This window comes from Methanosarcina sp. (assembly GCF_028693135.1).
Taxonomy (GTDB): Archaea; Halobacteriota; Methanosarcinia; order Methanosarcinales; family Methanosarcinaceae; genus Methanosarcina.
On record NZ_JAQUVZ010000001.1, the window covers coordinates 1 to 23296 of the forward strand.

Annotated in this window: 17 protein-coding genes and 2 tRNA genes; 11 read left to right on the top strand and 8 right to left on the bottom strand. The window is 45.4% G+C overall.

Annotation, left to right across the window (positions count from 1 at the left end; genetic code table 11):
- Positions 1 to 173: 173 nt before the first annotated feature.
- From PHF18_RS00005 to PHF18_RS00015, 3 genes are read right to left on the bottom strand one after another with little or no spacing between them, the layout of a single operon-like run.
- Positions 174 to 1244: a segregation/condensation protein A gene (locus tag PHF18_RS00005; RefSeq protein ID WP_300096901.1), complete on the bottom strand. Its 1071-nt coding sequence runs from the start codon at positions 1242 to 1244 to the stop codon at positions 174 to 176.
- Positions 1237 to 4764 carry a chromosome segregation protein SMC gene (gene smc / locus PHF18_RS00010; RefSeq protein ID WP_300096903.1) on the bottom strand — a complete coding sequence of 1176 codons (3528 nt, stop codon included), beginning with the start codon at positions 4762 to 4764 and terminating at the stop codon, positions 1237 to 1239. The genes PHF18_RS00005 and smc overlap by 8 nt, the downstream gene beginning before the upstream one ends.
- 54 nt (positions 4765 to 4818) lie before the next feature.
- Positions 4819 to 5802: a hypothetical protein gene (locus tag PHF18_RS00015; RefSeq protein ID WP_300096905.1), complete on the bottom strand. Its 984-nt coding sequence runs from the start codon at positions 5800 to 5802 to the stop codon at positions 4819 to 4821.
- A 782-nt stretch (positions 5803 to 6584) separates the two neighbouring features.
- Between PHF18_RS00015 and PHF18_RS00020 the strand changes: the two genes are divergently transcribed.
- The gene (locus PHF18_RS00020) at positions 6585 to 6809 is read left to right on the top strand and encodes a hypothetical protein (protein ID WP_300096907.1); all 225 of its coding nucleotides are present in this window, start codon (positions 6585 to 6587) and stop codon (positions 6807 to 6809) included.
- A gap of 461 nt (positions 6810 to 7270) precedes the next feature.
- Here PHF18_RS00020 and feoB read toward each other — a convergent pair whose 3' ends face one another.
- From feoB to PHF18_RS00040, 4 genes are all read right to left on the bottom strand, one after another.
- Entirely contained in the window at positions 7271 to 9250 is a 1980-nt protein-coding gene (gene feoB / locus PHF18_RS00025; RefSeq protein ID WP_300096909.1) for a ferrous iron transport protein B, read from the bottom strand.
- A 50-nt stretch (positions 9251 to 9300) separates the two neighbouring features.
- The gene (locus tag PHF18_RS00030) at positions 9301 to 9966 is read right to left on the bottom strand and encodes a metal-dependent transcriptional regulator (RefSeq protein ID WP_300096912.1); all 666 of its coding nucleotides are present in this window, start codon (positions 9964 to 9966) and stop codon (positions 9301 to 9303) included.
- Positions 9967 to 10380: 414 nt separating this feature from the next.
- Positions 10381 to 10875 (bottom strand): N-acetyltransferase, encoded by a 495-nt coding sequence (locus PHF18_RS00035; protein ID WP_300096914.1) that lies wholly within the window; start codon positions 10873 to 10875, stop codon positions 10381 to 10383.
- Positions 10876 to 11297: 422 nt separating this feature from the next.
- Positions 11298 to 11372, bottom strand: a tRNA-Arg gene (locus tag PHF18_RS00040).
- Positions 11373 to 11873: 501 nt separating this feature from the next.
- Here PHF18_RS00040 and PHF18_RS00045 point away from each other — a divergent pair.
- The 7 genes from PHF18_RS00045 to PHF18_RS00075 all read left to right on the top strand — a co-directional run bounded on the left by PHF18_RS00045 (position 11874) and on the right by PHF18_RS00075 (position 17800).
- Positions 11874 to 12437: a biotin transporter BioY gene (locus PHF18_RS00045; RefSeq protein ID WP_300096916.1), complete on the top strand. Its 564-nt coding sequence runs from the start codon at positions 11874 to 11876 to the stop codon at positions 12435 to 12437.
- 95 nt (positions 12438 to 12532) lie between these two features.
- Positions 12533 to 13357, top strand: a complete 825-nt coding sequence (locus PHF18_RS00050; RefSeq protein ID WP_300096917.1) for an energy-coupling factor transporter ATPase — start codon at positions 12533 to 12535, stop codon at positions 13355 to 13357.
- Positions 13333 to 14169 (top strand): energy-coupling factor transporter ATPase, encoded by an 837-nt coding sequence (locus PHF18_RS00055; RefSeq protein ID WP_300096919.1) that lies wholly within the window; start codon positions 13333 to 13335, stop codon positions 14167 to 14169. The genes PHF18_RS00050 and PHF18_RS00055 overlap by 25 nt, the downstream gene beginning before the upstream one ends.
- 191 nt (positions 14170 to 14360) lie before the next feature.
- Positions 14361 to 15134, top strand: a complete 774-nt coding sequence (locus PHF18_RS00060) for an energy-coupling factor transporter transmembrane protein EcfT (RefSeq protein WP_300096921.1) — start codon at positions 14361 to 14363, stop codon at positions 15132 to 15134.
- Between the two features lie 188 nt (positions 15135 to 15322).
- A complete protein-coding gene (locus PHF18_RS00065) occupies positions 15323 to 15670 on the top strand; it encodes a helix-turn-helix transcriptional regulator (protein ID WP_300096923.1) in 348 nt (115 codons plus the stop codon).
- Entirely contained in the window at positions 15667 to 17058 is a 1392-nt protein-coding gene (locus PHF18_RS00070; protein WP_300096925.1) for an SO_0444 family Cu/Zn efflux transporter, read from the top strand. Before PHF18_RS00065 ends, PHF18_RS00070 begins: the two co-directional genes overlap by 4 nt.
- Positions 17059 to 17158: 100 nt before the next feature.
- Entirely contained in the window at positions 17159 to 17800 is a 642-nt protein-coding gene (locus PHF18_RS00075; protein ID WP_300096927.1) for a PspC domain-containing protein, read from the top strand.
- A 366-nt stretch (positions 17801 to 18166) separates the two neighbouring features.
- On the opposite strand, the gene PHF18_RS00080 is transcribed toward PHF18_RS00075, so the two are convergent.
- Positions 18167 to 18241: transfer RNA gene (locus tag PHF18_RS00080), tRNA-Arg, on the bottom strand.
- A 347-nt stretch (positions 18242 to 18588) separates the two neighbouring features.
- Here PHF18_RS00080 and ilvE point away from each other — a divergent pair.
- The 3 genes from ilvE (at position 18589) to PHF18_RS00095 (ending at position 23243) form a co-directional block, all read left to right on the top strand.
- On the top strand, positions 18589 to 19467 hold the full coding sequence (gene ilvE / locus PHF18_RS00085; protein WP_300096929.1) for a branched-chain-amino-acid transaminase: 879 nt from the start codon (positions 18589 to 18591) through the stop codon (positions 19465 to 19467).
- A gap of 356 nt (positions 19468 to 19823) precedes the next feature.
- On the top strand, positions 19824 to 21767 hold the full coding sequence (locus PHF18_RS00090; protein WP_300096931.1) for a molybdopterin biosynthesis protein: 1944 nt from the start codon (positions 19824 to 19826) through the stop codon (positions 21765 to 21767).
- 381 nt (positions 21768 to 22148) lie between these two features.
- The gene (locus PHF18_RS00095; RefSeq protein WP_300096933.1) at positions 22149 to 23243 is read left to right on the top strand and encodes a GTP-binding protein; all 1095 of its coding nucleotides are present in this window, start codon (positions 22149 to 22151) and stop codon (positions 23241 to 23243) included.
- The last annotated feature ends 53 nt before the right edge of the window (positions 23244 to 23296 follow it).

Here is a 23296-nt window from a genome sequence, read left to right on the forward strand (position 1 = left end):
GAAAAGACATTCTTTTTTGGTTTTCCTGTAATTTTCATAAGTTTTTCAAGGCTTACTGCCTTGCCCGCAGCAAAAAGAGCCGCTTCGATAATTTCAAGCTCACTCATAAGTTTCACGACCAGAAAAGAGGATAAGGTTATTCTTCAATTGAGTTAACGTGTTTCTTCAGTTGGTTAACGTGTTTCTTCAGGAGAGTCTGCACCCATTCGTTCCGGCTCAAGGGGAAAAGCCTCGGGATACCGGGCTTCATCAGGCACTCCAGCTGTGTACTCAACCGGGGATTTACTGCCTGCAAACCTTTCTCCCCGGGAAAATTCAGGCTCTGAATCATCTCCTGCTAAGCCCTGTTTTTGATGATGGAAGAAAGGCGGGTTGTCTTCCGTGGAAAAGCCTGATTCTTCTCCGGGATAAATATACAATTCCTCGAAAAGTTCATTCTGGAAAAGCCAGATCTTTCTGCTTGAAGCAAGAAAAAGGAGGGAAAGGTAATCCATGACCCTGTCTTCACTCAGTTTAAGGAAGTCCGAGAACTCCACAACAGGCTGTTTCATAAATAGTTCAACAAGCCTTGCCCAGATAAGTGCCAGCCTCGAGCTGATCGCCTCTTCGTGGGCAATCCCGAGAACGTCCCCGGTATTCAGGGCGTCCGGGGGAATATCAGGTTCTTCTGCAGCCAGACGGGCTTTCTTTTCGTTTTTCCTTGAGAGCGTCTTTTCAGCTTTTTTAAGCTCCAGAATAAGTTCATTCAGTGTGACCGGTCTTGTGGAAAGGCGGCGGACAGGCAGCTTTGGGATAGGAAACTCATCGGGCCCAGGGAAACCTTCATCATCGAAAAATCCAGAATCAAAATCATCCACTTCCTCTTCTTCCGTTCCTAGAATCACTAAAGCTTTCATACGGAGGAGGACAGCTGAATAAAGTAGAGTCCTTGAAGAAATCCTCAAGTCCATTTTCTGAAGCTCTTCTACCCTTTGCAGAAAGCTGTCAGTTAACTGCACAACGTCGATATCCCAGGGATCGATCTTCCCGTCCTTTGCAAGTTCGACCAGGATACCCAGGGGCTCAGAGGTATCAAACTCTGAAAGGTCAAGCAAAGCCCAATCAACGCCGAGGTATGAAAGAGTGGATGGAAGCCCGAAAGATTCGAGGTCTGAAAAAAGAGAATCCTTTTCCCCGGATTCACGAACATCGGGGGAAAGAAGTCCGGAAATGTTGAGTGCCGAATTATCTATAAGTTCAGCCATTTAGCTTCACTCCGGTAATACTTGTGATGTTATTCTCCTGCATTGTAACCCCGATCGTCCGGTTTGCAGCCTGAATCATGGGTTTTCGTAAGGAAACAACAATAAACTGGACTTTTGATCCTGAAATTTTAACGTGCTTTGAGACTCTTTCTACGTTCCAGCCATCAAGGAACATGTCGATCTCGTCAAAGGCATAGAAAGGAGCAGGGCGGTATTGCTGGATTGCAAAAATAAAGGCAAGTGCCGTAAGGCTCTTTTCTCCTCCGGACATGGCTTCTATGCGCTGGAGAGTCTTTTCTTTTGGCTGAGCCCTGAGGGTCATTCCTCCGGCAAAGGGGTCATCAGGGTTTTCCAGCAGGAGTTCCCCCATGCCATCGGAAAGCTCGTAAAAAATCTCTTTGAAATTGGAATTTATGCTTGTATAAGCCTCCATAAAGGTGTCCCGCTTAAGCTGCTCGTACTGGTCAATGCGTTCAAGGAGCTGTTCTCTTTCGGTAAAGAGAGTATCGCGTTTACCCTGCAGGTCCGAAAGCCTGAGTTCCACCTCGTTATACTCATCGATTGCCCTCATATTTACAGGTTCAAGCCTGCGCATGGCTTCTTCAATTGCCTGGATCCTCATGTAAACGGTTTCGTAACTCGGGACCTCTAAGGATTCTTCTATGCCCCTTCTCTGTATCTCTTCAAGCAGCTGCTTTTCCTGGTCAAAAAGTGCACTTTTTGTAGCTGTGAGCGTAACTACCTGCTGTTTTGCCTTTTCAAGGGTGGTTGCAGCTATACTGACCCTGCGCTTTACTGCACTGTGTTCAGCCTGAACGTTTTCCCTTTCTTTCTGAAGCCCTATAAGTTCCTCGGAAAGTTCAATTTCCCGGTTTTGTTTTTCCTTCAGCTGCACTTCAAGTTCCGCAATTTTTACCCGGAGAGACTCTACTTTTTCCCGCCTTGAAGCTTTCTTTTCATCGAGTTCCCGGATCAGCGCCTTAGCTTCGGCAATCTTCTGCTCAGCATACTCTTTTTCGAGCTGCAGGGCATTCAAGCTGGCTTCGGTGTCCCTGATCCTGCCGTCAAGCCTCCGGAGTTCCTCATCCACAAACTCGGCTTTTTTGTTGATCTCCGGAAGAGGAGAATCAGCAAGTTTTGCCTCAATTTCGGCAACCTGTACCTCAAGTTCAGCCACCATGCCTTCTTTTTCAACCTTTTCCGCAATTACCCTGTCCATTTCAGTCCTGAGTTCGGTCCTGGACTCCTCAATTGCCCTCAGGTCTGCCTGCTTAGCCTCAAGGAGCTCTGCAAGTTTGGCCCCTCTGCCGGCGATTTCCTGAAGCTCGAGTTCTTTTCTGGAGATAGTAGCTTCACAGTCGCGGATCTTCCTGCTAAGCTCAAAAACGTGGCTTTCAATGTTATCCTGTTTACTGATCGCTGCGGTCCGGCTTGCGTCAAGGGATTTTATCTCCCCTGCAAGCTCAAGGAGTTTATCTTTTTCCGCTGCCGCAAAAGAGATCCCCGATTTTGAAGAAAGAGAACCTCCAACCATTGCCCCGCTCTTTTCAAGGAGTTCCCCTTCAAGGGTGACCATTCTCGCCTTCCCCATGAGGCGGCGGGCACTGGCAAGGTTTTCCATAATAAGAGTATCCTGGAAAACATACCAGAAAGCAGGTTCGAAATCGGGATCAAATTCGATAAGATCAATTGCGTACCCTATTACACCATTGTCATAACTGAGGCTTTCAAGCCGCCTGGAATCCCTCATTTTGTTAAGCGGAAGGAAGGTAGCTCTTCCGCCCTTTCTCCGCTTCAGGAATTCTATTGCCTCTGAAGCATCACCATCATTATCTACAACAACTGCCTGCATCCGGTTCCCTGCAGCAACCTCAAGGGCAGCCGCATACCTGCGGTCAACTTTTCCCAGCTGGGCAATGGTCCCGTGAATTCCGAAGAGTTCATTCTGCCGGGAAGCTCCGATTACCATTTCCACGGCCCTCGAATATCCACCGCCCTGTTCCGAAGCCCGGACCCTTGCCTCGGCAATCGCATATTCCTGCTGGAGCCCATGAAGCCTGATCTCAAGTTTCTTTATGTCTTCCTTGACCCTGAAATGGCTGCTTTCAACATCGTCACGGTCTTTTATGAGGGACTCCAGGTTTTCCGTAAGTTTCTCAATCTCATACTGGACAGAAAGAGTATCACTGTCAGAGGAAGTAAATGCAGCTTCTGCATCCCTTATCTGGTTTTCAATTTCCCGCAGTTCCGACGATTTTCTCCTGAGGGTATCAAGGAGCCGGTCCTCATTACGGATAAGCTCATTTTTTTCGTTTTTAAACTCCTCAAGTTTCTTGCGGGCAGCCATGAGCTCGTCCCTTGTTGCTGCAAACTTTGCATCCACATCCGCAATCCTGCTCTGAAGCAGCATACGCTCGGTTTTTCTCTCGGACAGCTCAGAAGAGATGCTTTCTTTTCTCACGTTTTCGGTTTCTATTTTCTCTTCGAGCTCCCTTACCTTGCCCTTTGTGGAGTCGATATCAACAAATGCTTTTCTGCGCTTTGCGTCAGCGTCTTCAAGTTCGGATTCCGAAAGCTCAATGCTGTCCACGCAGCGGGAAATTTCCCCTTTTGTCTCTTCGATTTCCCTTTTGACCTGCAGCTGTTCATCTTCCCCTTTTTTCCGGATTTCAAGGGAAATTGCTTCCAGAGCCTGTTCAAGGGCTTCTAATTCCTTAACCCTCTCGTCCAGCAGTACCTGGACTTTTTCAAGGTGCTCTTCTTTCCCTGTAAGTTCTTTGTCCACATTTTCCAGTTCGGTTCTGGCATCCTTGAGCCTGGAGAGTAGGACATAACCTTCAAATTTAATTTTTTCAGTTTTCAGAGCCTGGTACTTCAGGGCCTGGTCTCGTTCCCCTGAGAGCTTTTCAAGCTGGGTACGCACCTCTTCAAGGATAATGTCCACACGTTCGACCTGCTGCCTGACGATTTCCAGTTCCCCGAGCGCCTTTTGCTTACGTTCATCAAATTCGGCAACCCCGGCAATTTCGTCAATAATTTTCCGCCGTTCTACAGAGGACATGGAGGTTATCTGCGTGACATCTCCCTGCATTACCACATTGTACCCTTCAGGCGTTACCCCTGCCTTTTCAAGCTGGGAATGGATTTCTCCCAGGCTTACGGCTTTTCCGTTAAAGTAAAAGTAGCTGTAGTACGCATTTTTTGTCCGCCTGACCTTTCTTGAGACCTCAATCTCATCAAGATCTAACGGCATCTTGCGGTCAGTATTGTCAAAACGGATAGTAACCTGGGCAAAATCAGGCTTTTTTGCCTCGTCCCCATTATAGATCAGGTCCGTAAGTTTTTCAGCCCGCATGGTCCTGGAACTGCTAAGCCCGAGTGCAAAGAGAATCCCATCTATGATGTTAGACTTCCCACTCCCATTAGGCCCGGAAATAGTGGTGAAGTCGTTGTAAAAGGAAATCCTTACTTTTTTTCCGAAGGACTTGAAATTAACGAACTCGATTTCTTTTATGTACACAGAATGCCTCTGAGATTTTGCGTTTTTGAGGAGGTCTCCGTATTTTCAGCCTCATTACTCCTGGGGGTCTTTCCGGTTGCAGGTTATGATTTCCGCATCCTCATTATCCCGAAGATCCACGGATTCATCGATTAAACGCTTTTTTTGAACCTTTTCTGCGATTATGTACTCGCACTTATAATCTTCATCGGGTCGGGCTCTTACAGGGTCTGCCTTCACAGGAAATTGGTGCCTCATAGCAGATCGCGGGCTTGCAGGGGACGACGGTCTCGCCGGAGCTTCTCTTACTGGAGTTTGCTGCCTCAGGTTACCTCTAAGCCTGTTTCGATCTCCGCTCTCGGCGATGATATACTCACACTTTGTTTCGACGACCTCCTGTTCGTCAAGCTCCTCGGGCTCAACCTCCTTTATCTTAAGTTGAACTTTTGCTTTTGTGCCTGGCAGGGATGCAGGAGCTTCCGTGAAATCAATCAGCTCGTGTGCTGAAGGGCTCTCTTTCCTGAAATCAAGTTTACGCTTTGGTTTTCTGGAGAGAGGAGGAAGGTCAAGGGGGTCTTCGAGGGTTGGAAGAGAAACAGAAGGAGGAGAAGGAGGAGAGGAAGGAGAATAGGGCATAGTATTTTGCATGCCACCCAGAGCTCCGGAAAGTTTATCAACTTCTTTTTCCAGCTGTTTTATAATCATTTTCTGGTCAAGCAGCTCCCTGACAAGCCCGTCCTGAATTCCTGCCAGTTCCTTCAGCCGCCGGTCCGCTGTCGCAGAGTCATTTTCCCTGCCAAAACCGAATTCGGCTCGCAGTTCGCCAATAATTGAAGCCTTGAGTGATGCAGAATCAGGGAGCCCCCTCAATTCAGTTCTGATTTCGGAAAGGATCTGATCCTTAAAGGAATCCAGATCGGAACTGTTATCCATTTCGGCCTGCAGTTCATTAAGAACCGAAATCTTGATTGTTTTTTTGAGAGTCTCGAGCTCCTCATAGGTTATTGACAGTCGCCTTTTAAGCGGTGTATTGTGCACGTCCCTCTGTCCAGTTCTCATGAAAATACCTCTTACAATAAATTCGGGTCCCGAGTTTCCTTATATCTGCAGTTTTTTGCTAGCATGAAACGTCAGTGTGATATAATTAAATTGATTCGATCATACAAATTTAAATAATGTGTATAAAGTACATGTAATCTTACTCTATATATATATGATAATCGATAGTATTCAGTTGACCCGAAATAACTTTAAATTATATTATAATAAGATAACTTTATAAACCTTTCTGAAAACGGCTACAGAAACCGTATAGCAGGACAGAAGAAATTGCATACAATATGAAATTTCCGAAGGAAGAAGGTTTAAACGTCAGAAAGGGCCGAAAACAAGAAAGGTAGATCGGAAATGTTCTGGAAAAGCAAACAGTGGTTATTAATTTTACCTGTAAAGACGTATAGAGATGCTAAAATACCACACTTTCAAGCATATCACTTTCAAGCATATAATGCTCGGATCCAGAATTCAACAATCCCGTAGAGACAATATATTTCTTGAAGAGTAAAGAGGCAGAACTGTATGATAAATATGTATAAAGCGGCGCAGCATAAAAATGAAGAACTGGCGCATAAAGAGTTGTCCTGGTCTATGGAAATGCATGGTGAATGGGTACAAAAATATGGTAAAATCCAGAACTCTGGGTGCAGTTAATAATCTCATATAAACAAGATAAAGGCTTCAATCCAGGACTTTTTTCAAAATAGGGAATGAAACCCAAAAGTCAACTCTGAAATGAGTTGAAGAGTTGGATTTCAACAGATGGGGGAAATTTTTAGAAGTGTGTGTTAATTAATGGACGGACTAGACTCATCGAAATTGAGAAGTACATTCTGCTTCACCTGGATTTTGGGGGATGTACTGCAGTCCATATCCAGAGCACCCTCGTTAACAACAGAACCATGGGTTCCGGTACTTTCAAGGAAAAGTTGAACCTCTTCAACTTCAGGCTCTCGGAAATGATCCATTTCGAAAATGTCCATAATAACACTAAGAACGTTTTTGTGTAAGTGATCGGTAATCCGAGTCATTGGAAATAAACACGATGTATGAAGTATTAATAATTAACTATAACATGAAAACAGATGAGAGAGTGGAACCAAGTTTACTAATATATAAATATTGTGTTCGGTGCACAGAAACCTATCTCCCAGAGAATAACCATAAAAACAATCAAAAAACTGGTTGCTTTTGGTGGCCCCTGATTAATTGGTTGATCTATTCCGGAATCAAAGAAAGAATCTTTTAGTTTTTCTCTCCCTGCGCCACAAAAGGCTGAGTCTGCCTGCCTTCGTCCTCTTGAGCTCATCTCAGCTAAAACCCATCAAGTAGTCCTCTTGAGCGAAGCGAAAAGGACTGCGGGCTCCCGAATCGCAATTCGGGCAGTGAAAAGGACCGCGAGTTGTTGCACTTGCAGTGCAACTCCCAGAAAATCTCCGATTTTCTGTGATCCCTAATCGCAACTCGGGAATTAGAGGAAAATAGGCCCGAAAATCCGGATCAAGACACCTACCACAAGAGCAAGGATTATGGTGAAGGTCACGATCATAGCCGTATCCGTTGTTCCAAGCTCATGCTTCAGTACTGCAATCGTTGCCACACACGGGACATAAATGGTTGTGATAACCGCAAACTGGTACATCTGAAGGGGAGTCATTACAGCTGCGAAGTTGGCTGTACCTGCAAGTACTGCCAGGATCTGGAGAGCCATTTCCTTTCGGAGAATTCCAAAAACCAGGGCTGTTGCGGCAAAAGCCGGAAGGCCCAGCAGGCCAACAGATACGGGTTCTACAAAGTTCTGGAAGATGGAAAGAAGACCGAGGGCATCGGCAATTCCCAGGAATGCACTCCCTACCAGCAGCAGTGGAAAAGCGATATATAAAAACTCCCGGCTTTTCATCCAGGTCTTCCTGAGGGTGGCTTTCAGTTCAGGTTTTCTGAGAGGGGTCATTTCCATAATGAAACCACTTCTCTGGCCTGGAAGGGTTTTTCCTAGAACCCAGCCCATCGCTACAATAATGAGAACATTCATCACATATATCGAAACCGCGGGCCAAAAACCAACAAATGTCCCCACAAGTCCAAGGATGATAACTGTCCTTGCAGAGCAGGGGATAAGAGAGATGAGAAGCGAAGCTATCCTCTTTTCCCTCCGCGTGCCGAGGGAATGCACTGCCATTATTGCGGGAACATTGCAGCCAAACCCCAGAACCAGAGGGATAACAGCTCTTCCGTGAAGCCCGAGCTTATGGGTCAGGTTGTCCAGGAGAAAAGCTGCCCTGGTCAGGTAGCCTGAGTCCTCGAATATGGAAAGTATAGCATAGAAAACTGCAATATACGGGATTGCAATTGCAAATCCGGCTTCCACACCCCGCAGGGAATAAATAATCAGGTTTCGGAAGATAGGCGCCATGCCAAGAGTCATGGCTTCCGCTGGCTGGATAATATGAGGCTCAAAAAGATCATCAACAATCCAGGCCTCAAGGAAGCCCCCTACTCTGAAGACAAGAAGAAAAGTCAGGAGCAGGGCAGATATGAGAACCGCAATCCCGAAGTTAGGAGAGGTAAGAACTTTATCTACCCTGTCACGAAATCTTTTTTTCGGCTCGAACATTGAGACAACACTATCTACGATATGCCCGGATTCTCCGTACAGGTCTCTTGCAACGGTATCCGGAACTGAAATTCCGTGCTCGATATCAAGGCTCTGTCTGAAGCGCCGGGCAGAAGAGAGAATGGCATTGGCTTCCGGCGGCATGCAGCAGAGTTCCACAAACTCGGCATCGTTCAGCAGGGCTGCAATCTTAACAATTTGAGATGAATCCGGAAAAGCATGGTCAAGACCGGACAGAGCCTGGAGAATCCACTGGCTGTACTTTACCCTGTGGTGCTCCTGGACTTTGTCTTTCTCTTCAAGAGCCACGAGCACGACCTCATCAAGCCCTACCCCCCATGTTGCAACCGTGGAGACTACAGGCAGGCCTAAGAGTTCTGAAAGTTTGTCCGTATCAATGAGAATTCCGAGCTCTGCTGCCAGATCTACCTGATTTAAGGCAATAACCATAGGGATATCGAGTTCCAGCAGTTGCAGAGTCAAATAGAGGTTTCTCTCAAGCCTGCTTGCATCAAGGACATTGATGATGACATCCGGCTGATCTTCAATAATAAATCTCTTGGTTACTTTTTCGTCTTCATTTGCAACTCCGAGAGAATATATTCCAGGCAAATCAACTACTTCAATGGTCCTGCCTCTGGCTTTTACACTTCCTTTTTTAAGCGCAACCGTAGTTCCGGGGTAATTGGAAACCTCAACTCCAACCCCTGTAAGCCTGCTGAAAAAAACGCTTTTTCCAACGCTAGGGTTGCCTATAAAGGCAAGTGTCACATCATAAGGAGAATTCTTTTGATTTCTGTTGCCAGAAGTACAGCATAAACTAGAAATCCCTATCATTCCTCCATTATTTTATCTCAGATCTGTAAAATGCCATCGGTGTTCCGTTTTTACGCACTTTTGCTTTTAGGAGTGATGAAAATTTTCTTTGCGACATCTCTGCCAAGGGCAATCTCAGACCCAACAGCCATGACTGAGATACATCCCTGCTTTTGCTTGCGCCTGACTTCAATATCCTCCCCTGCAAGGATACCAAGAGAGGTTAAACGCTCTTTTGTCTCCCTTGGAAGGGTTACTCTGGCAATCGTGCCTGAACTTCCCTCTATCATTTCATGGAGAGGAATGAAACTTTCCTCGCGCCGCAAGTTACATTTATCGATGTTTATCGGGTGCCCGTCAGGGCAGTACTCTGGGTTTCCCATGAAATCATAAAGCTTCTCAAGCACCGTGTCTGATACCGCGTGCTCAAGCTCGCAGGCTTCCTTGTGGGCTTCCTTTCGGTCAAAATCAAGCACTTCAGCCAGGAAAGTCTCAAGGACCTGGTGTTTCCTTTTTATTCGGATAGCTTCTTCTGCCCCTTTTGCGGTCAATTCGACCCCCTGATATGGCTGATACTCAACCAACCCCATAGAATGTAATTTTTTAATCATTTCCGTCACACTGGGCGAAGATACATTCAGTTCTTCTGCAATTTGCTTGGTTTTTGCAGGGCTCTGGTTTTTCGTAATAAGGTAAAGAATCGTTTCTAAGTACTCTTCAAGTCGATCCGTATGCATTAACACCATCCCGCCAATACATGCCCGAAATTTTTTAGGTAAAATAATTAGGACAACCTAAAAAACATAATCACTGGATAAATAGCTTTTGGTTTTAATCTGTTTAACTAAATTCGGATTGAAAAAGGTTTCGAAAAAGGGATTTTATCAAAGGTTATAAGGAAAGAAGGAAGATACTATGCTTTAGAGACGGTCCGAAAATTACGACCATTAAAATTCCAGTTCCTTTTTTTTAGATTTAAAGGCTTTAAAGACCTTATTTTGCACATATTTTTGCCCTGAAATTGAATTGTCGGCCAGTCCCTAAAGGTAAGATATTCGTAACCCCCTACGCCCCCGTAGTAATAAAATAAGAAAAAATAAGAAAATTCAGGAGCCGTGAAGCGTAAGAATTCCTGAGGGCTCCTGAATATCTCAGGCATTGACAGGTTTAGCTTTGATAGATTTAAGAACTGCAATTTCATTACAGTCCGGAAATTTAGGGCACCTGATGCATCCAGACCAGATTTTCCTGGGAAGGCTGTTTTTATCCACTACATTAAAGCTCAGGGTTTCAAAAAACTCAGGCACATAAGTAAGAGCAAAAACGTCCTTCATGCCGAGGTCTTCCGCATCCTCAAGACAGGCTGAAACGAGCTTTGTGCCTACTCCTTTTCTTGAACAGTCGGGCTTAACTGCGAGAGCAAGGATTTCTGCAAGGTCTTCCCATACAACATGCAGGGCACAGCACCCAACGACCTCTCCTTCGATCTCACATACATAATAGTCCCTTATGTTCTCGTACATCTCACTAAGGGAGCGAGCAAGCATAAGCTCCTCCTTAGAGTAAGTGTTGATGATTTGCTTCATCTCAACAACATCACTTATCCGGGCTTTTCTGATCAATTTCTGTTTCCTCTGAAGCGGCATTTATGTTTTTTAATAAAAATTAGTCTGTATTATAAACATTAATACTGCATTTCTAAATAAGAAAATTTCCCATAATTTACGGGACATGTCTCATCTCTGTTCTTATCTTCTCTTTTCGTCTCTTTTTTTCTCTTATCTTTTCTTATCTTATCATTTCGTCTCTTCTCTTCTCTTCTGAATATCGGCTTTTTCTCTCACCTGCAGAGGATCTGTTTTTTATGGACACAGAAAGGGAGATGTTCAGAAGACAAAAGCATAAATTGAGAACCTGATGAAGAAGAAACAGACTCCATACTTCAAACAGAATCCATACTTCAGAACTTTTCACATCAGATAAACTTTCAAAAAAAACCGCCGAAACAGATAGAAACAGATAAAGTGAAACAGGCAAAAAAGACAATATATAAGAAAATGGAATTTAGCGGGCGCGAAGGGATTCGAACCCCCGACTTACAGCTTAGGAGGCTGCCGCCATATCCGGGCTAGGCCACGCGCCCACGATGGAACTCCCTAAATACAGCATGCAACAGTATGCTAAAACTGCATTTCAGATGAAGTATCCATAATACCGGCATAAGATATATAAGTAATTATCGCTCCGGCGCATAGAAAGTCTGCAAGTGACTATAGAAGACCTCTGGAAAGTTTTAAATTCAATGTAAACCATGTAAACCCGCCAGGTTAACAATGCGTTTATGGTTACATAGAATTACATCACTCTAAGAGATTTACTGAAAAAAGAGTTAACAATGTGCTCTGTATGATTTAAATATACTCTCAGAATTATCGAATTTACTTAATTCACATTCAATTCATATTCAATTCATATTCAATTAATGTTCAATTAATGTTCAATTAATGTTCAATTCACGCTCATACCTTTTCAAAAAATATTTACTTGACGCTTTTTCAGACAGGAGAATCGAGTAAACAATAAAAATGTGAAAAGCTGACAGAAAGCCGGGTAAAAAGATAAAATTACCAAAAAAGGAAAAAATATGCATATGAGACATGATCATTCTTACCCTGTCCATACTCCCGAACTCCGGAAAATGGTCTTTGCCTCCCTCTTTGCAGCCCTGACTGCTGCAGGAGCTTATATACAGATCCCCATCCCCTTTTCACCTGTTCCGGTCACATTACAGGTATTTTTTGTCCTGCTTGCGGGAAGCATGTTGAAGAGCAAATGGGGAAGCCTGAGTATGGTTGTATACACCTTGCTCGGGGTTGCAGGGCTTCCGGTCTTTGCAGGAGGCAGTTCCGGAATAGGAGTGCTTCTCGGACCTACTGGGGGGTACATTTTTGGATTTATACTGGCTGCCTACCTTACAGGCAAGCTTTCCGAAAAGGCGGAAAGTGCCGGAAAATCAAGGCTTGTGGTCAATGCCCTTAATATGAGCGCAGGAGTTCTGGTCATATATGCCCTGGGGGTTTCCCAGTTGATGCTGGTAGCCAAAATAGGACTCGGAACAGCACTTGCCCTTGGAGCCATTCCCTTCCTGCCGGGAGAAATAGTAAAAACCGCAGTTGCCGCATATATCGCCTCAACCCACAAACTCTAAATCAGTCAACTCTAAAGCCCCGAGTAATCCCATTCCCAGAAAAAACTGAGTTATCAAATATTACTTAATTTAAAAAAAATAGAATTCGATTTAACATGATAAGGTTCGAAAACGTTAGTTACAATTACCCTGATGGAACCCCTGCCCTCAGAAATATAAACATGGGAATAAGAAAAGGGGAATACATAGGGATAATAGGAAAAAATGGGAGTGGAAAATCCACTATGTCCCTCCACCTTAACGGGCTCCTGAGACCTCAAAAAGGAAAGGTCATGGTAAGGGGCATGGATACCGGAGACTTTTCAAAGCTCCAGGGGATCAGGAAAATTGTCGGAATTGTATTCCAGAACCCTGAGACTCAGTTTGTTGGCAGAACCGTAGAAGAAGACCTTGCTTTCGGGCCTGAAAACCTCTGCCTCCCCCCCATGGAAATCCGGAGGCGTGTGAATAGAGCCCTTGCTGAAACAGGGCTTGAGAAATACAGGTATCATTCTCCAAAGAGCCTGAGTGGGGGGCAGGGACAATGCGTAGCTCTTGCAGGAGTCCTTGCCATGGAGCCCGAATGTCTTGTTTTTGATGAAGTAACCTCCATGCTTGACCCTGATTCGGGGAAAACCGTCCTCGAACGTGTAAAAAGGCTGCATGAGAAAGGAAAAACCATAGTATATATCACACATAATCTTGAAGAGCTTCATGCTGCAGACCGAATTATCGTAATGGACAGAGGGAGAATAGTGCTTGAAGGAAAACCTGAGAATGTACTCTCAGACCCTTCTCTCCGGGCCCTCGGGCTCACTCCGCCTTCCCTGATAGAACTTGCAGAGCACCTGAAAAATCACGGAGTTGCGGTCCCCTGGGAAAAGACCTCTTGTCCGTCCAGTTTTGCGGAGGAGATATGCCGATTATTCTTGAAAATGTAAGTTTTTTCTACTCGAAAAATACCCCTCTTGAAACAGCAGCCTTAAAAGATGTTAATCTGCGCATCGAAAAAGGAGAATTCGTGGGGATCCTGGGAGAAAAAGGTGCAGGAAAATCCACCCTCATAAAACTGTTTAACGGACTTTTGCGCCCGGATTCAGGAAAAGTAACTGTTGATGAGCTTGCCCCCTCTTCAAAAGAAGTTAAACGAAGGATAGGGATGGTCTTTCAGCAGGCTGCAGACCAGCTTTTTTGCAGGACAGTATATGAGGAGATAGCATTTGGGCCGCTAAACTTCGGCTACTCCAAAAAAGAAACTGAAGAAAGAGTCTTTGAAGCCCTTGAAGCGGTTTCTTTCGACCGCTCAATGTTACTTCGAGACCCGTTCAGCCTGAGCGGAGGAGAGATGCAAAGAGTCGCCCTTGCAGGTGCCCTTGCCCTCAGGCCGGAATACCTTGTACTGGACGAACCTATAACAGGGCTGGATCCTGGCGGAAAAAAAGAAATTCTTGATACTCTCAAAAAGATAAAGGATCAGGGTACTGCGGTTATAACTGTGACCCACAATCTAAAAGGGTTTTTTCCCCTTCTGGAAAGAATAGTGCTTATCCGGGAAGGCAGGATAAGTTTTCAGGGAAGCAGAAAAGAGTACCTTGAGACCGAAAATGTACCTCTCCCCCCCGTAACATCCATGATGAGAGAACTGAAAGCAAGAGGAGTGCCGGTAAATCCTGCCATATTCACGGTTGAAGAAGCGCTTGAAGAGATCTTGAGAGTAAAATCGCTGCTTGAAAAAGAAAAAGCTGAAAAATAAACTGAAGAATAGCCTAAAAAAGCAAGAAAATAACCTGAAGAATAGCCAAAAAAGCAAGAAAATAACCAGAAGAATAGCCAAAAAACTGAAAAATAGCCAGAAAAATAGCTAGAAAAATAGCCAGAAGAATAACCAGAAGAATAGCCTAAAAACGTAGAAAAAGGAAAAAATAGGGGGGGACAAGAAAAAGCATGCAAGAACCAGTTTTTAGTTACGTTCCGGGGACTTCTTTTCTGCATACGCTTGACCCCAGGACAAAACTTGCAGCTGTAATGCTGCTGGGCATTCTGGTCTTCCGGACTGAAAGTTTTTTTGGAATAGGGGTCATTTTTGCGTTATTTATTGCCCTTGCATCATTCACAGGGCTGCCAACTGGAATATTTTTCCGGGCAGTTAGACCTATGCTGCTGTTTATTATATTCATATTTCTTGCGCAGCTATTTTTCACCGAAGGAAAAGTTCTGGCTTCTTTCTGGATCCTGCAGCCGAGTATAGAGGGGCTTCAAAATGGGCTCAGGCTTTCTGCACGGTTTATACTCCTCCTGCTTTTTGCCGCCCTTATGACCGCCAGCACCGACCCGTCTGCAATTACCTGCGGGATAGAGAGAATACTTCGTCCACTGCCTCTTCGCTGGTTGGGAGTTAACTCTTATGAACTTGCGACAATGATGAACATCTCTATAGCCTTCCTCCCCCTTCTTTTTGAGAGAGTTGAACGGACAAAAGCTGCTCAGGCTTCAAGGGGCATGTATTTCGGGCGGAATCCTTTCCACTCGGTCCCTGCCCTTGTCATTCCCCTGATAAGAGGAATTGTCAGGGATGCTGAAGAACTGGCTCTGGCAATGGAAAGCAGGGGATATCAAGGAACTCGCAGGACCTCGATGCATGAGCTTTTAATGCAAAAAAGAGATTGGGCGTCCCTTTTTGCCCTTGTATTTTTTGCTGCCCTTCTCCTGAGATTTTGAAAACGGAATAAAAAGGCATAGAAAAACATTTTCCAGACCATATTTCTCTGCAGCCGTTTGACCTGTTCATTTCTCAGTTCTTTTTCTGCACTTGCCCCTCCTTCTTTTACTCTTCATCTCACTTCGCCATTTCAGGCCGGAGCAGTTTTTAGAAAGAGATTAGTATATGAACAGTTGTTCATATGTTCATGAAAGAAAAGTGCGAGAGAGTTAACCCGGAGCAGATAGAAAACCTGCTGCAGAAGGCTCCTGCTGCAGAAAATATTACGCGGATGTCTGCAGTCTTTCAAGCGCTTCAGTCAAATACCCGCCTGAAAATCCTTTTTTTGCTCAGGCAGAAAGAGATGTGCGTCTGTGAACTCGAGCAGGCTCTTGAAGTCACGCAGTCTGCGGTCTCTCACGGGCTTCGGACCCTCAGGCAGCTTGACCTTGTAAGGGTCAGGCGGGAAGGAAAATTTACGGTTTACTACATTGCAGACGAACATGTACGCACACTTATCGAGATGTGCCTTGAACATGTGGAGGAAAAAACATGAGCCTTGAATTCCTCAGTTTCATCCCTTTCCTGCTTTCGGGGATCCTTCTCGCCTCCTGGAAAATCTTTGTGGAAGCTGCCCCTTACCTCATTTTTGGGTTCGGAGTTGCAGGTCTCCTCAATATAATTGTTCCGGATCAGAAAATTGTGGACTACCTTGGAACATCCGCAGGAAAAGTCCGCTCCGTTATCAACGCCTCTCTGGCAGGCCTTCCCCTTCCCCTGTGTTCCTGCGGAGTGATCCCTGCAGCCATGTCTATAAGGAAAAGAGGGGCAACCAGAGGCGCAACTCTGTCCTTCCTGATTTCGACTCCCCAGACCGGAGTGGACTCTATTGCAATCACCTACGCTCTCCTTGACCCCCTGATGACTATTTTCCGTCCGATTGCAACCCTTGCAACTGCACTTCTTGCAGGGCTTGCAGACAACTTGCTGATAGGGGAAGAGCCGGAAAAAAAAGGAAGCAAAAAACAGGAGAATCCCGGGAAAAAAGCAGAAATCCTTGCAGTTTCGACCCTTGTGGGAGTATCGGCAGCCGAAAAAAGATGCAACTCCCCTTCCTGTAGCTCCCCTTCCTGTAGCTCCCCTTCCTGTAGCTCCCCTGAAGTTTCCGAAACAGGAAAAACGGAATATCCTGCCTTGAATACGGCGTCCTCAAAAACCATGCCTCTGGAATTGAAGCCCGGATCCGGAAAAGGAGTCGTGCCTCCTACACTCTCTTCAGCAACACAGGTGCCTGAAGAAAAAACCTCCTCGTGTGGCTGCGGGCACTGCGAGCAGGAGAAAAAAGAATCATTGCCTGATGGAAGAATCAAAAAATCCGTAAAAGAGCAGTTCCTGGAAGGGCTGAAATATGCCTACATAGAACTTCCCGGAGAAATCGCGAAGTGGATGCTGATTGGAATTCTGCTTGCCGGGATAATTTCCTACGCTGTTCCTGAAACCCTGATCCAGGAATACCTGGGAGGGGGGCTCGGGTCAATGCTGGTCATGCTTGTAGTGGGAATTCCACTTTACATCTGCGCTACGGCCTCGACCCCTCTTGCCGCAAGCCTCGTAGCCAAAGGAATGAGCCCTGGCACGGCTTTTGTTTTCCTTCTTGCAGGTCCTGCAACCAATGCGGCAACCATAACCATGGTCGTCCGGTTCCTGGGGAAACGTTCCGCAGCCCTCTACCTCGGAGTAATCTCCCTGTGCGCCCTTGGGGCAGGAATCCTTCTTGACTGGCTTTACCTTAAGCTGGGAGTGAGTGCGACGGCAACCCTGGGAAGCGCAGGAGAACTGCTTCCAGAAGGCATTAAGATCGGCTTTGCAGCCCTCCTGCTCCCTCTGATGCTATACGGAGTCTTCCGCAGGGGTCATGAGTGCGGCTGCACCGAATGCCATTGAAAGGAGCAGAGAATATAGAAAAAATAACATGTAGAAAAATAATAAGGAAGATAAAGCGAGTATCCAGATAATATAAATCCACAGGAATGGAATTATCAATATGCAGGAAAATTCCGAATCTAAGGAAAAAAAGAATTACGAAGAAAGTGTTTCCGAAGCCCCGGAGGAACCTGAAACTGATTTTGGAACGGAATCCGGGACAGAATCCGGAGAAGAATCTGAAGAGAAAACCGGAGAAGAATCTGAAGAAAAAACCGGAGAAGAATCTGAAGAAAAAACCGGAGAAGATAAAAGCACTCCCTACACCCTGGAGAAGCGGCTGACCAGGAGCAAGACCAATAGCATGCTCTTTGGGGTCTGCGGGGGGATAGGGGAGTACTTCGGGATAGACCCCACCCTTGTCAGGCTTGCCTTTGTGTTGTTGACCCTGGCAAACGGGATCGGGCTGGTAATCTACCTTATTCTGGCCATAATCATGCCTTCGGGAGAGCGTCTCGAGACGCCCAGCCCATACGAAAACAGGACACAGAGCACATGGGAAAGCCCCAGGCAACCAGGAGAAAGAGGAAATGAAAATTCCGACCGTAACAGGTTACTGGGAGCGCTGTTGCTCATTGTGGGCATCTACCTCCTGCTCGACAGGTTGAGTATATTCAGGATATTCTGGTGGTTCGATGAACTGTTTCTACCCGCACTCCTTATCCTTGGAGGGGGCTGGCTACTGCTCAAACACCGGAAGTGAAACTTTCCGGAGGCATTTTAAGGGATTTACCCTGCTCTGGCCCCTGAAAATTCATTTTTTTGGATTTTTTAATTATAAAATTTCTTTTTTCGACTTATTTTTATACCAAAGCTGAAGATCTGAACAAACGACACTCCGGGATCACGAATTTTACCGATAAAAAAAGGATTTCCGGGTTTTATAGACCCTGATATCCCGAAAAAACCATATAAGAATCTCTTTTGCTTGTATTCCATTCGAGACTGATCCCTCAAAAATGCCCGGAAAAAAACAAAGAAGAGTCAGGAAAAGTGACCAGGAGAAAACAATCGGAAACAGAAAGGAATAATTGGGAAAAGAAAGGAATAATTGGGAAAAGAAATTAAGCGGGCTCGAAGGGATTTGAACCCCCGACGTCTGGGTTAGAAGCCCAGCGCTATATCCAGGCTAAGCCACGAGCCCAATTTGCTTTTCCTACTGCGGAGTACGAAATGAGCCTTTTAAGATAAAAACCTTTTGCATGAACAGAATAATTGATGCGGTATAAAATCTTAAAATATTTATGTGGAAGCGGAATTGTAATATATATTTAGTATCTACCCACTTTACTTGGAGTGTTTCTTAAAAATTTCAGTATGGCAACTCTCCCGGAATTCTGATTTCGTTTAAGAGCTTTTCATAGAGCTTACATACTGCAAAAGAGTAAAAAAGTTAAATGGGCTATTGACCTGTAGATTAAAGACTGTACTGGGTCGAAAGCACCAGATAAGTACCTACAGGAAATAAAAACTGAAAAGGATGATTTGCAAATGAGTGATTTACTGATTTATTTAGACGGGAAATTTGTCCCAAAAGCCGAAGCCAAAGTTTCGGTCTATGACCACGGATTCCTCTACGGCGATGGTGTGTTCGAAGGTATAAGGGCATACAACGGACGTGTCTTCAAGTTAAAGGAGCACGTTGCCAGGCTTTACGACTCAGCAAAAGCAATCGCAATGGACATCCCGGTAACAAAAGAGGAAATGACCGAGATAATCCTTGAGACCCTCAGGAAAAACAACCTCAAAGATGCTTACATCCGCCCCATCGTCTCAAGAGGAATCGGCGACCTCGGGCTTGACCCTCGCAAATGCGAAAAGCCAACTATCGTTGTTATCGCCCAGGGCTGGGGAGCCATGTACGGCAACCTTTACGAAGTTGGGCTCACCGGAGTTAGCGTTTGTATCCGTAGAAATGCCCCGGATGCCCTATCTCCAAACATCAAGTCCCTGAACTATCTCAATAACATCCTCGCAAAGATTGAAGCCAACGAAAAAGGAGGAGATGAAGCAATCTTCCTTGACCAGAACGGCTTTGTGTGTGAAGGCTCGGGAGACAATATCTTTATCGTCAAAAACAACCAGGTCTTTACTCCCCACACAATAAGCAACTTGAAAGGCATCACAAGAGCTACAGCGATCGAACTTCTGGACGAGATGGGCTACAAAGTAATCGAATCAAATCTCGGCCTGTTTGACCTCTACACAGCAGACGAAATCTTTGTCACCGGAACTGCAGCCGAATCTGCCCCCGTTACCAAACTTGACGGAAGACTCATAGGTACAGGCAAACCAGGACCCCTTACAATGAAAATGGTTGACGCCTTTGAGAAAATAACCAAGAGTACGGGCACACCGATTTATAAATAAAAGAGCCTGCTCAATAAAAGAGCATAGATCTCAAGATAAAAACAAAAACTGCGGGATTTTTCCCGCCAAAATCTTTTTTTTATGAAATCGTTCTCATTCGACCTTTTTAGCTGGAATCTATTTTTTAGCTGGAATCTATTTTTTTAGCTGGAATCTATTTTTTTAGCTGGAATCTATTTCGTTTGAGGTTATGAGTTAAGCTTTTCAGCCAGCCCTGTGTACTTTTCTCCTGAATGCACCAGTATATTTCGGCTGTAAGAGCGATTACGGGTGCACGAACAGATTAATATGCACCGGGAAATGCTATTAAGGAAAAAATCCATCTGAAAAACGATAAGATCTCAGGTTTGACTGTTATGAAACGCAAAGAATTTCGGGAACTTGTCTCTGTGGGGGAGGCCCGGAGAATAATAAACAGCCTTCAGGTCCGTCCTGAAAAAGAAAGCTCAGCCCTTGAAAATGCTCACGGAAAAATCCTTGCAGAGGACATTATTACCGAAATTAATGTCCCTCCTTTTCCAAGAGCAACAATGGACGGTTATGCGGTCCGGGCGGAAGATACGTATGCCTGCAGCGAACCCGAACCGGTAAAACTGAGGTTAATTGGAAATATTCCCGCAGGTTCGGATGCAAAATTCACGGTCTCGACAGGGGAAGCTGTGGAAATTTCAACAGGAGCCCCGATTCCTGAAGGGGCTGATGCTGTGGTTATGATTGAATATACATCTGAAGAAAACGGGACTGTACTCATCTTCAGGCCTGTAACCGGGGGAGAAAATATCATGAAAGCAGGCTCTGATATCCTGAAAGGGGAAAGGGTGTTGCGCAGGGGAAGAAAACTGGGCACAAGAGAAATCGGGGTCCTGGCTTCCATAGGAAAAAAAGAAGTTCCCGTACTCAGGCTGCCTGTAGGGATAATTTCGACTGGAGACGAACTCGCCAATCCGGGAGAAAGACTGGCTTCGGGAAAGGTATATGATGCAAACTCTTACACGCTGTACGCAGGAATCCAGGAATGCGGAGCTTTCCCCCTGCTTTACGGGATTGTAAAGGACAATGAGAGTTTGATGGAAAAAGCACTTGAAACTGCGGTTTCGGAGTGTGCCCTTATCCTGACTTCGGGCAGCACGTCGTCCGGGGCAGGGGATGTGATGTACCGGTTAATAGACGAAGCAGGAGAGACCCTTGCCCACGGGATAAACATAAAACCGGGAAAACCTGTAATCATCGGCGTCATAAAAAATATCCCAATTATCGGGCTTCCCGGGAACCCCACATCTGCTTTAATGATCTTTAATGAATTTGTGGCACCCCTTCTTAGAAAATCCCTTGGAGCAGAGGCTGGAATCCGAAAAACGGAAGAAGGAATAATGGGTACGGACCTCCGTTCCGAAGGGAGGCAGCAGCTCCTCCCCGTAGGCATGGTAAGGGGACGAGTTTATCCTGCAGACAGGGGCTCAGGTGCCATAACATCGCTTTCCGGAGCAGATGGCTTTATAGAAATCCTGCCAGAGACAGAGTTTATAGAAGCAGGAACTCCGGTAGAAGTGACCCTTTTTGGAGAAGTTGAAAAGCCAGATATACTCATAGCAGGCGGGTTCTGCCCTGGACTTGATGTTCTGGAAGACCTTAGCGGACTCAGGTTCAGAATCCTTTACACCGGCTCAAGCGGCGGTTTCAGTGCAATTGCCGCAGGCACGGCAGATATCGCAGGCGTGAACATGCCCTCCGGGCATTCGGAAGGACAGAACGGGACCCTGCCAAATGAAATCCGGTACAATGCCCCCACAGTAGAGGCAATGGGCCTTTCAGGAGCTGTGCTTGTTAAAGGGTACAGGAGGGAAGTGGGGCTCCTTGTCGGGCAGAACAGCCCGATTTCCGGACTTGAAGACCTGCCAGGAAAACGCCTGATTAACCGGAACAGAGGTTCAGGCACAAGGGCTCTTCTTGAGATGAAAATCGAAGAACTGGCAGGGAAAAGAGGAATAAGCAAAAAAGAGTTTACGGCCTCAATACCAGGATACGTTTCCGGAGCGAAGTCCGAAGTTGCAGTCTGCGAGGCTGTGCTTTCAGGAAAGGCTGATGCCGGAGTGGGCTTAAGGAACTGTGCAGAAAGAAACAGCCTGAAATTCGTAAAATTTGCAGAAGAAGAATATGACTTTCTGGTCAGAAAAGAGGTGCTGGACACCCCTGAAATCAGAAAATTCCTGCAAACCCTTAGCTCCACAGAATTTGCCTCAAAGCTTCCGGCAGGGCTGCAGGCATATGAGAAAACTGGAGAGATTATTTCTTTTGAGTAAAGGCGTTGTTATACAGATTTGCCAGAGGGTTCCATCAAGAAGGTTTAAATATTATTATATTTATTAAAAGATATAAATAATAGTCCAATTTCATCATTTCCGGATCAATCAATAAAAATCATTTCAGACCAACAAAATAATTCAAGCAGTAAAAACCATTTAGTAGCGAGAAAATAAAATAATGATAGCAGTAAAAACCATTAAGTAGCGAGAAAAATCATTCCATAGGTATATATATTGCATCCAACTATTCAGAATAAAATATCCAGATAACGGATCTGTTTTGGATCAAAAAAGGTTTAGAAAGACCGTATGAATGCGGTTTTATTTTTAAAGTACTATGACAATCATTTCTTTAGTCCCGAAATCGGCAGGTTCCAGATGAGCAGCATACAGGAGCAAATACAGGAAGTAGAAGACGAAATTCGAAAGACCTCGTACAACAAAGCAACTTCTCACCACATAGGCAGGCTAAAAGCCAAGATGGCCCGCATGCGGGACGAAATTGAGAAGAAAGCCTCCTCAAAAGGTGGAGGAGACGGTTACTCGGTCAAGAAGTCGGGAGACGGTACCGTAACTCTCGTGGGCTTCCCGTCAGTAGGGAAATCTACTCTTCTGAATAAAGTCACGGGCGCAAAATCAGAGGTCGCAGCATACGAATTCACTACCGTTACCGTAGTGCCTGGCGTGCTTGAACACAAAGGCGCAACAATTCAGTTCCTTGACGTACCCGGTCTTGTAAAAGGCGCATCTTCAGGGCGCGGACGCGGGAAAGAAGTTATATCGGTCATAAGAAACTCCGACATGGTTATCTTTTTGCTCGACGTTTTCCAGCCAAAGCACTATGACGTACTTATGGACGAACTTTACCAGGCAGGAATCCGCGTGGATGAGGTGCCCCCTGACGTCACCATCAAAAGAAAGGACAGGGGGGGAGTCGAGATAAACTCAACCGTCGATCTTGACCTCGATGAAGAGACCATCAAAGCCGTGCTGGATGAGTACAAAATCCACAATGCCCATGTCCTTATAAGGGAAAATATCACTGTGGATCAGCTTATCGATGTCGTCCTGGAAAACCGGAGTTATGTCCGCTCTTTGATCGCGATCAACAAGGTTGACCTTGGGTATCCTCAGCTGATAGAAGAATGCCGGAAAATATACCCGAACTCACTTTTGATCTCAGCCCATAAAGGCATTAATATCGAGGAACTAAAGGACGCTATCTACGAATGCCTGGGCTTTATTCGAGTCTACCTGAAACCTCAGGGAGGGCCAGCAGATATGGAAGAGCCTCTCATAGTCATGAGCAGGACAAATATAGGCCAGATCTGTGACCGTCTGCACCGTGATTTCCGCAGGAAGTTCCGCTATGCCCAGATCTGGGGTCCGTCTGCAAAACACCCTGGGCAGAGAGTAGGAATTGAACATGTCATGGAGGATGAAGATATCCTCACGATAATCATCCAAAAGTAAAAGAAAAAGGAAGCGAAAGGGAAGAAAAAAGGAAGAAATCGATCTTTCGCATT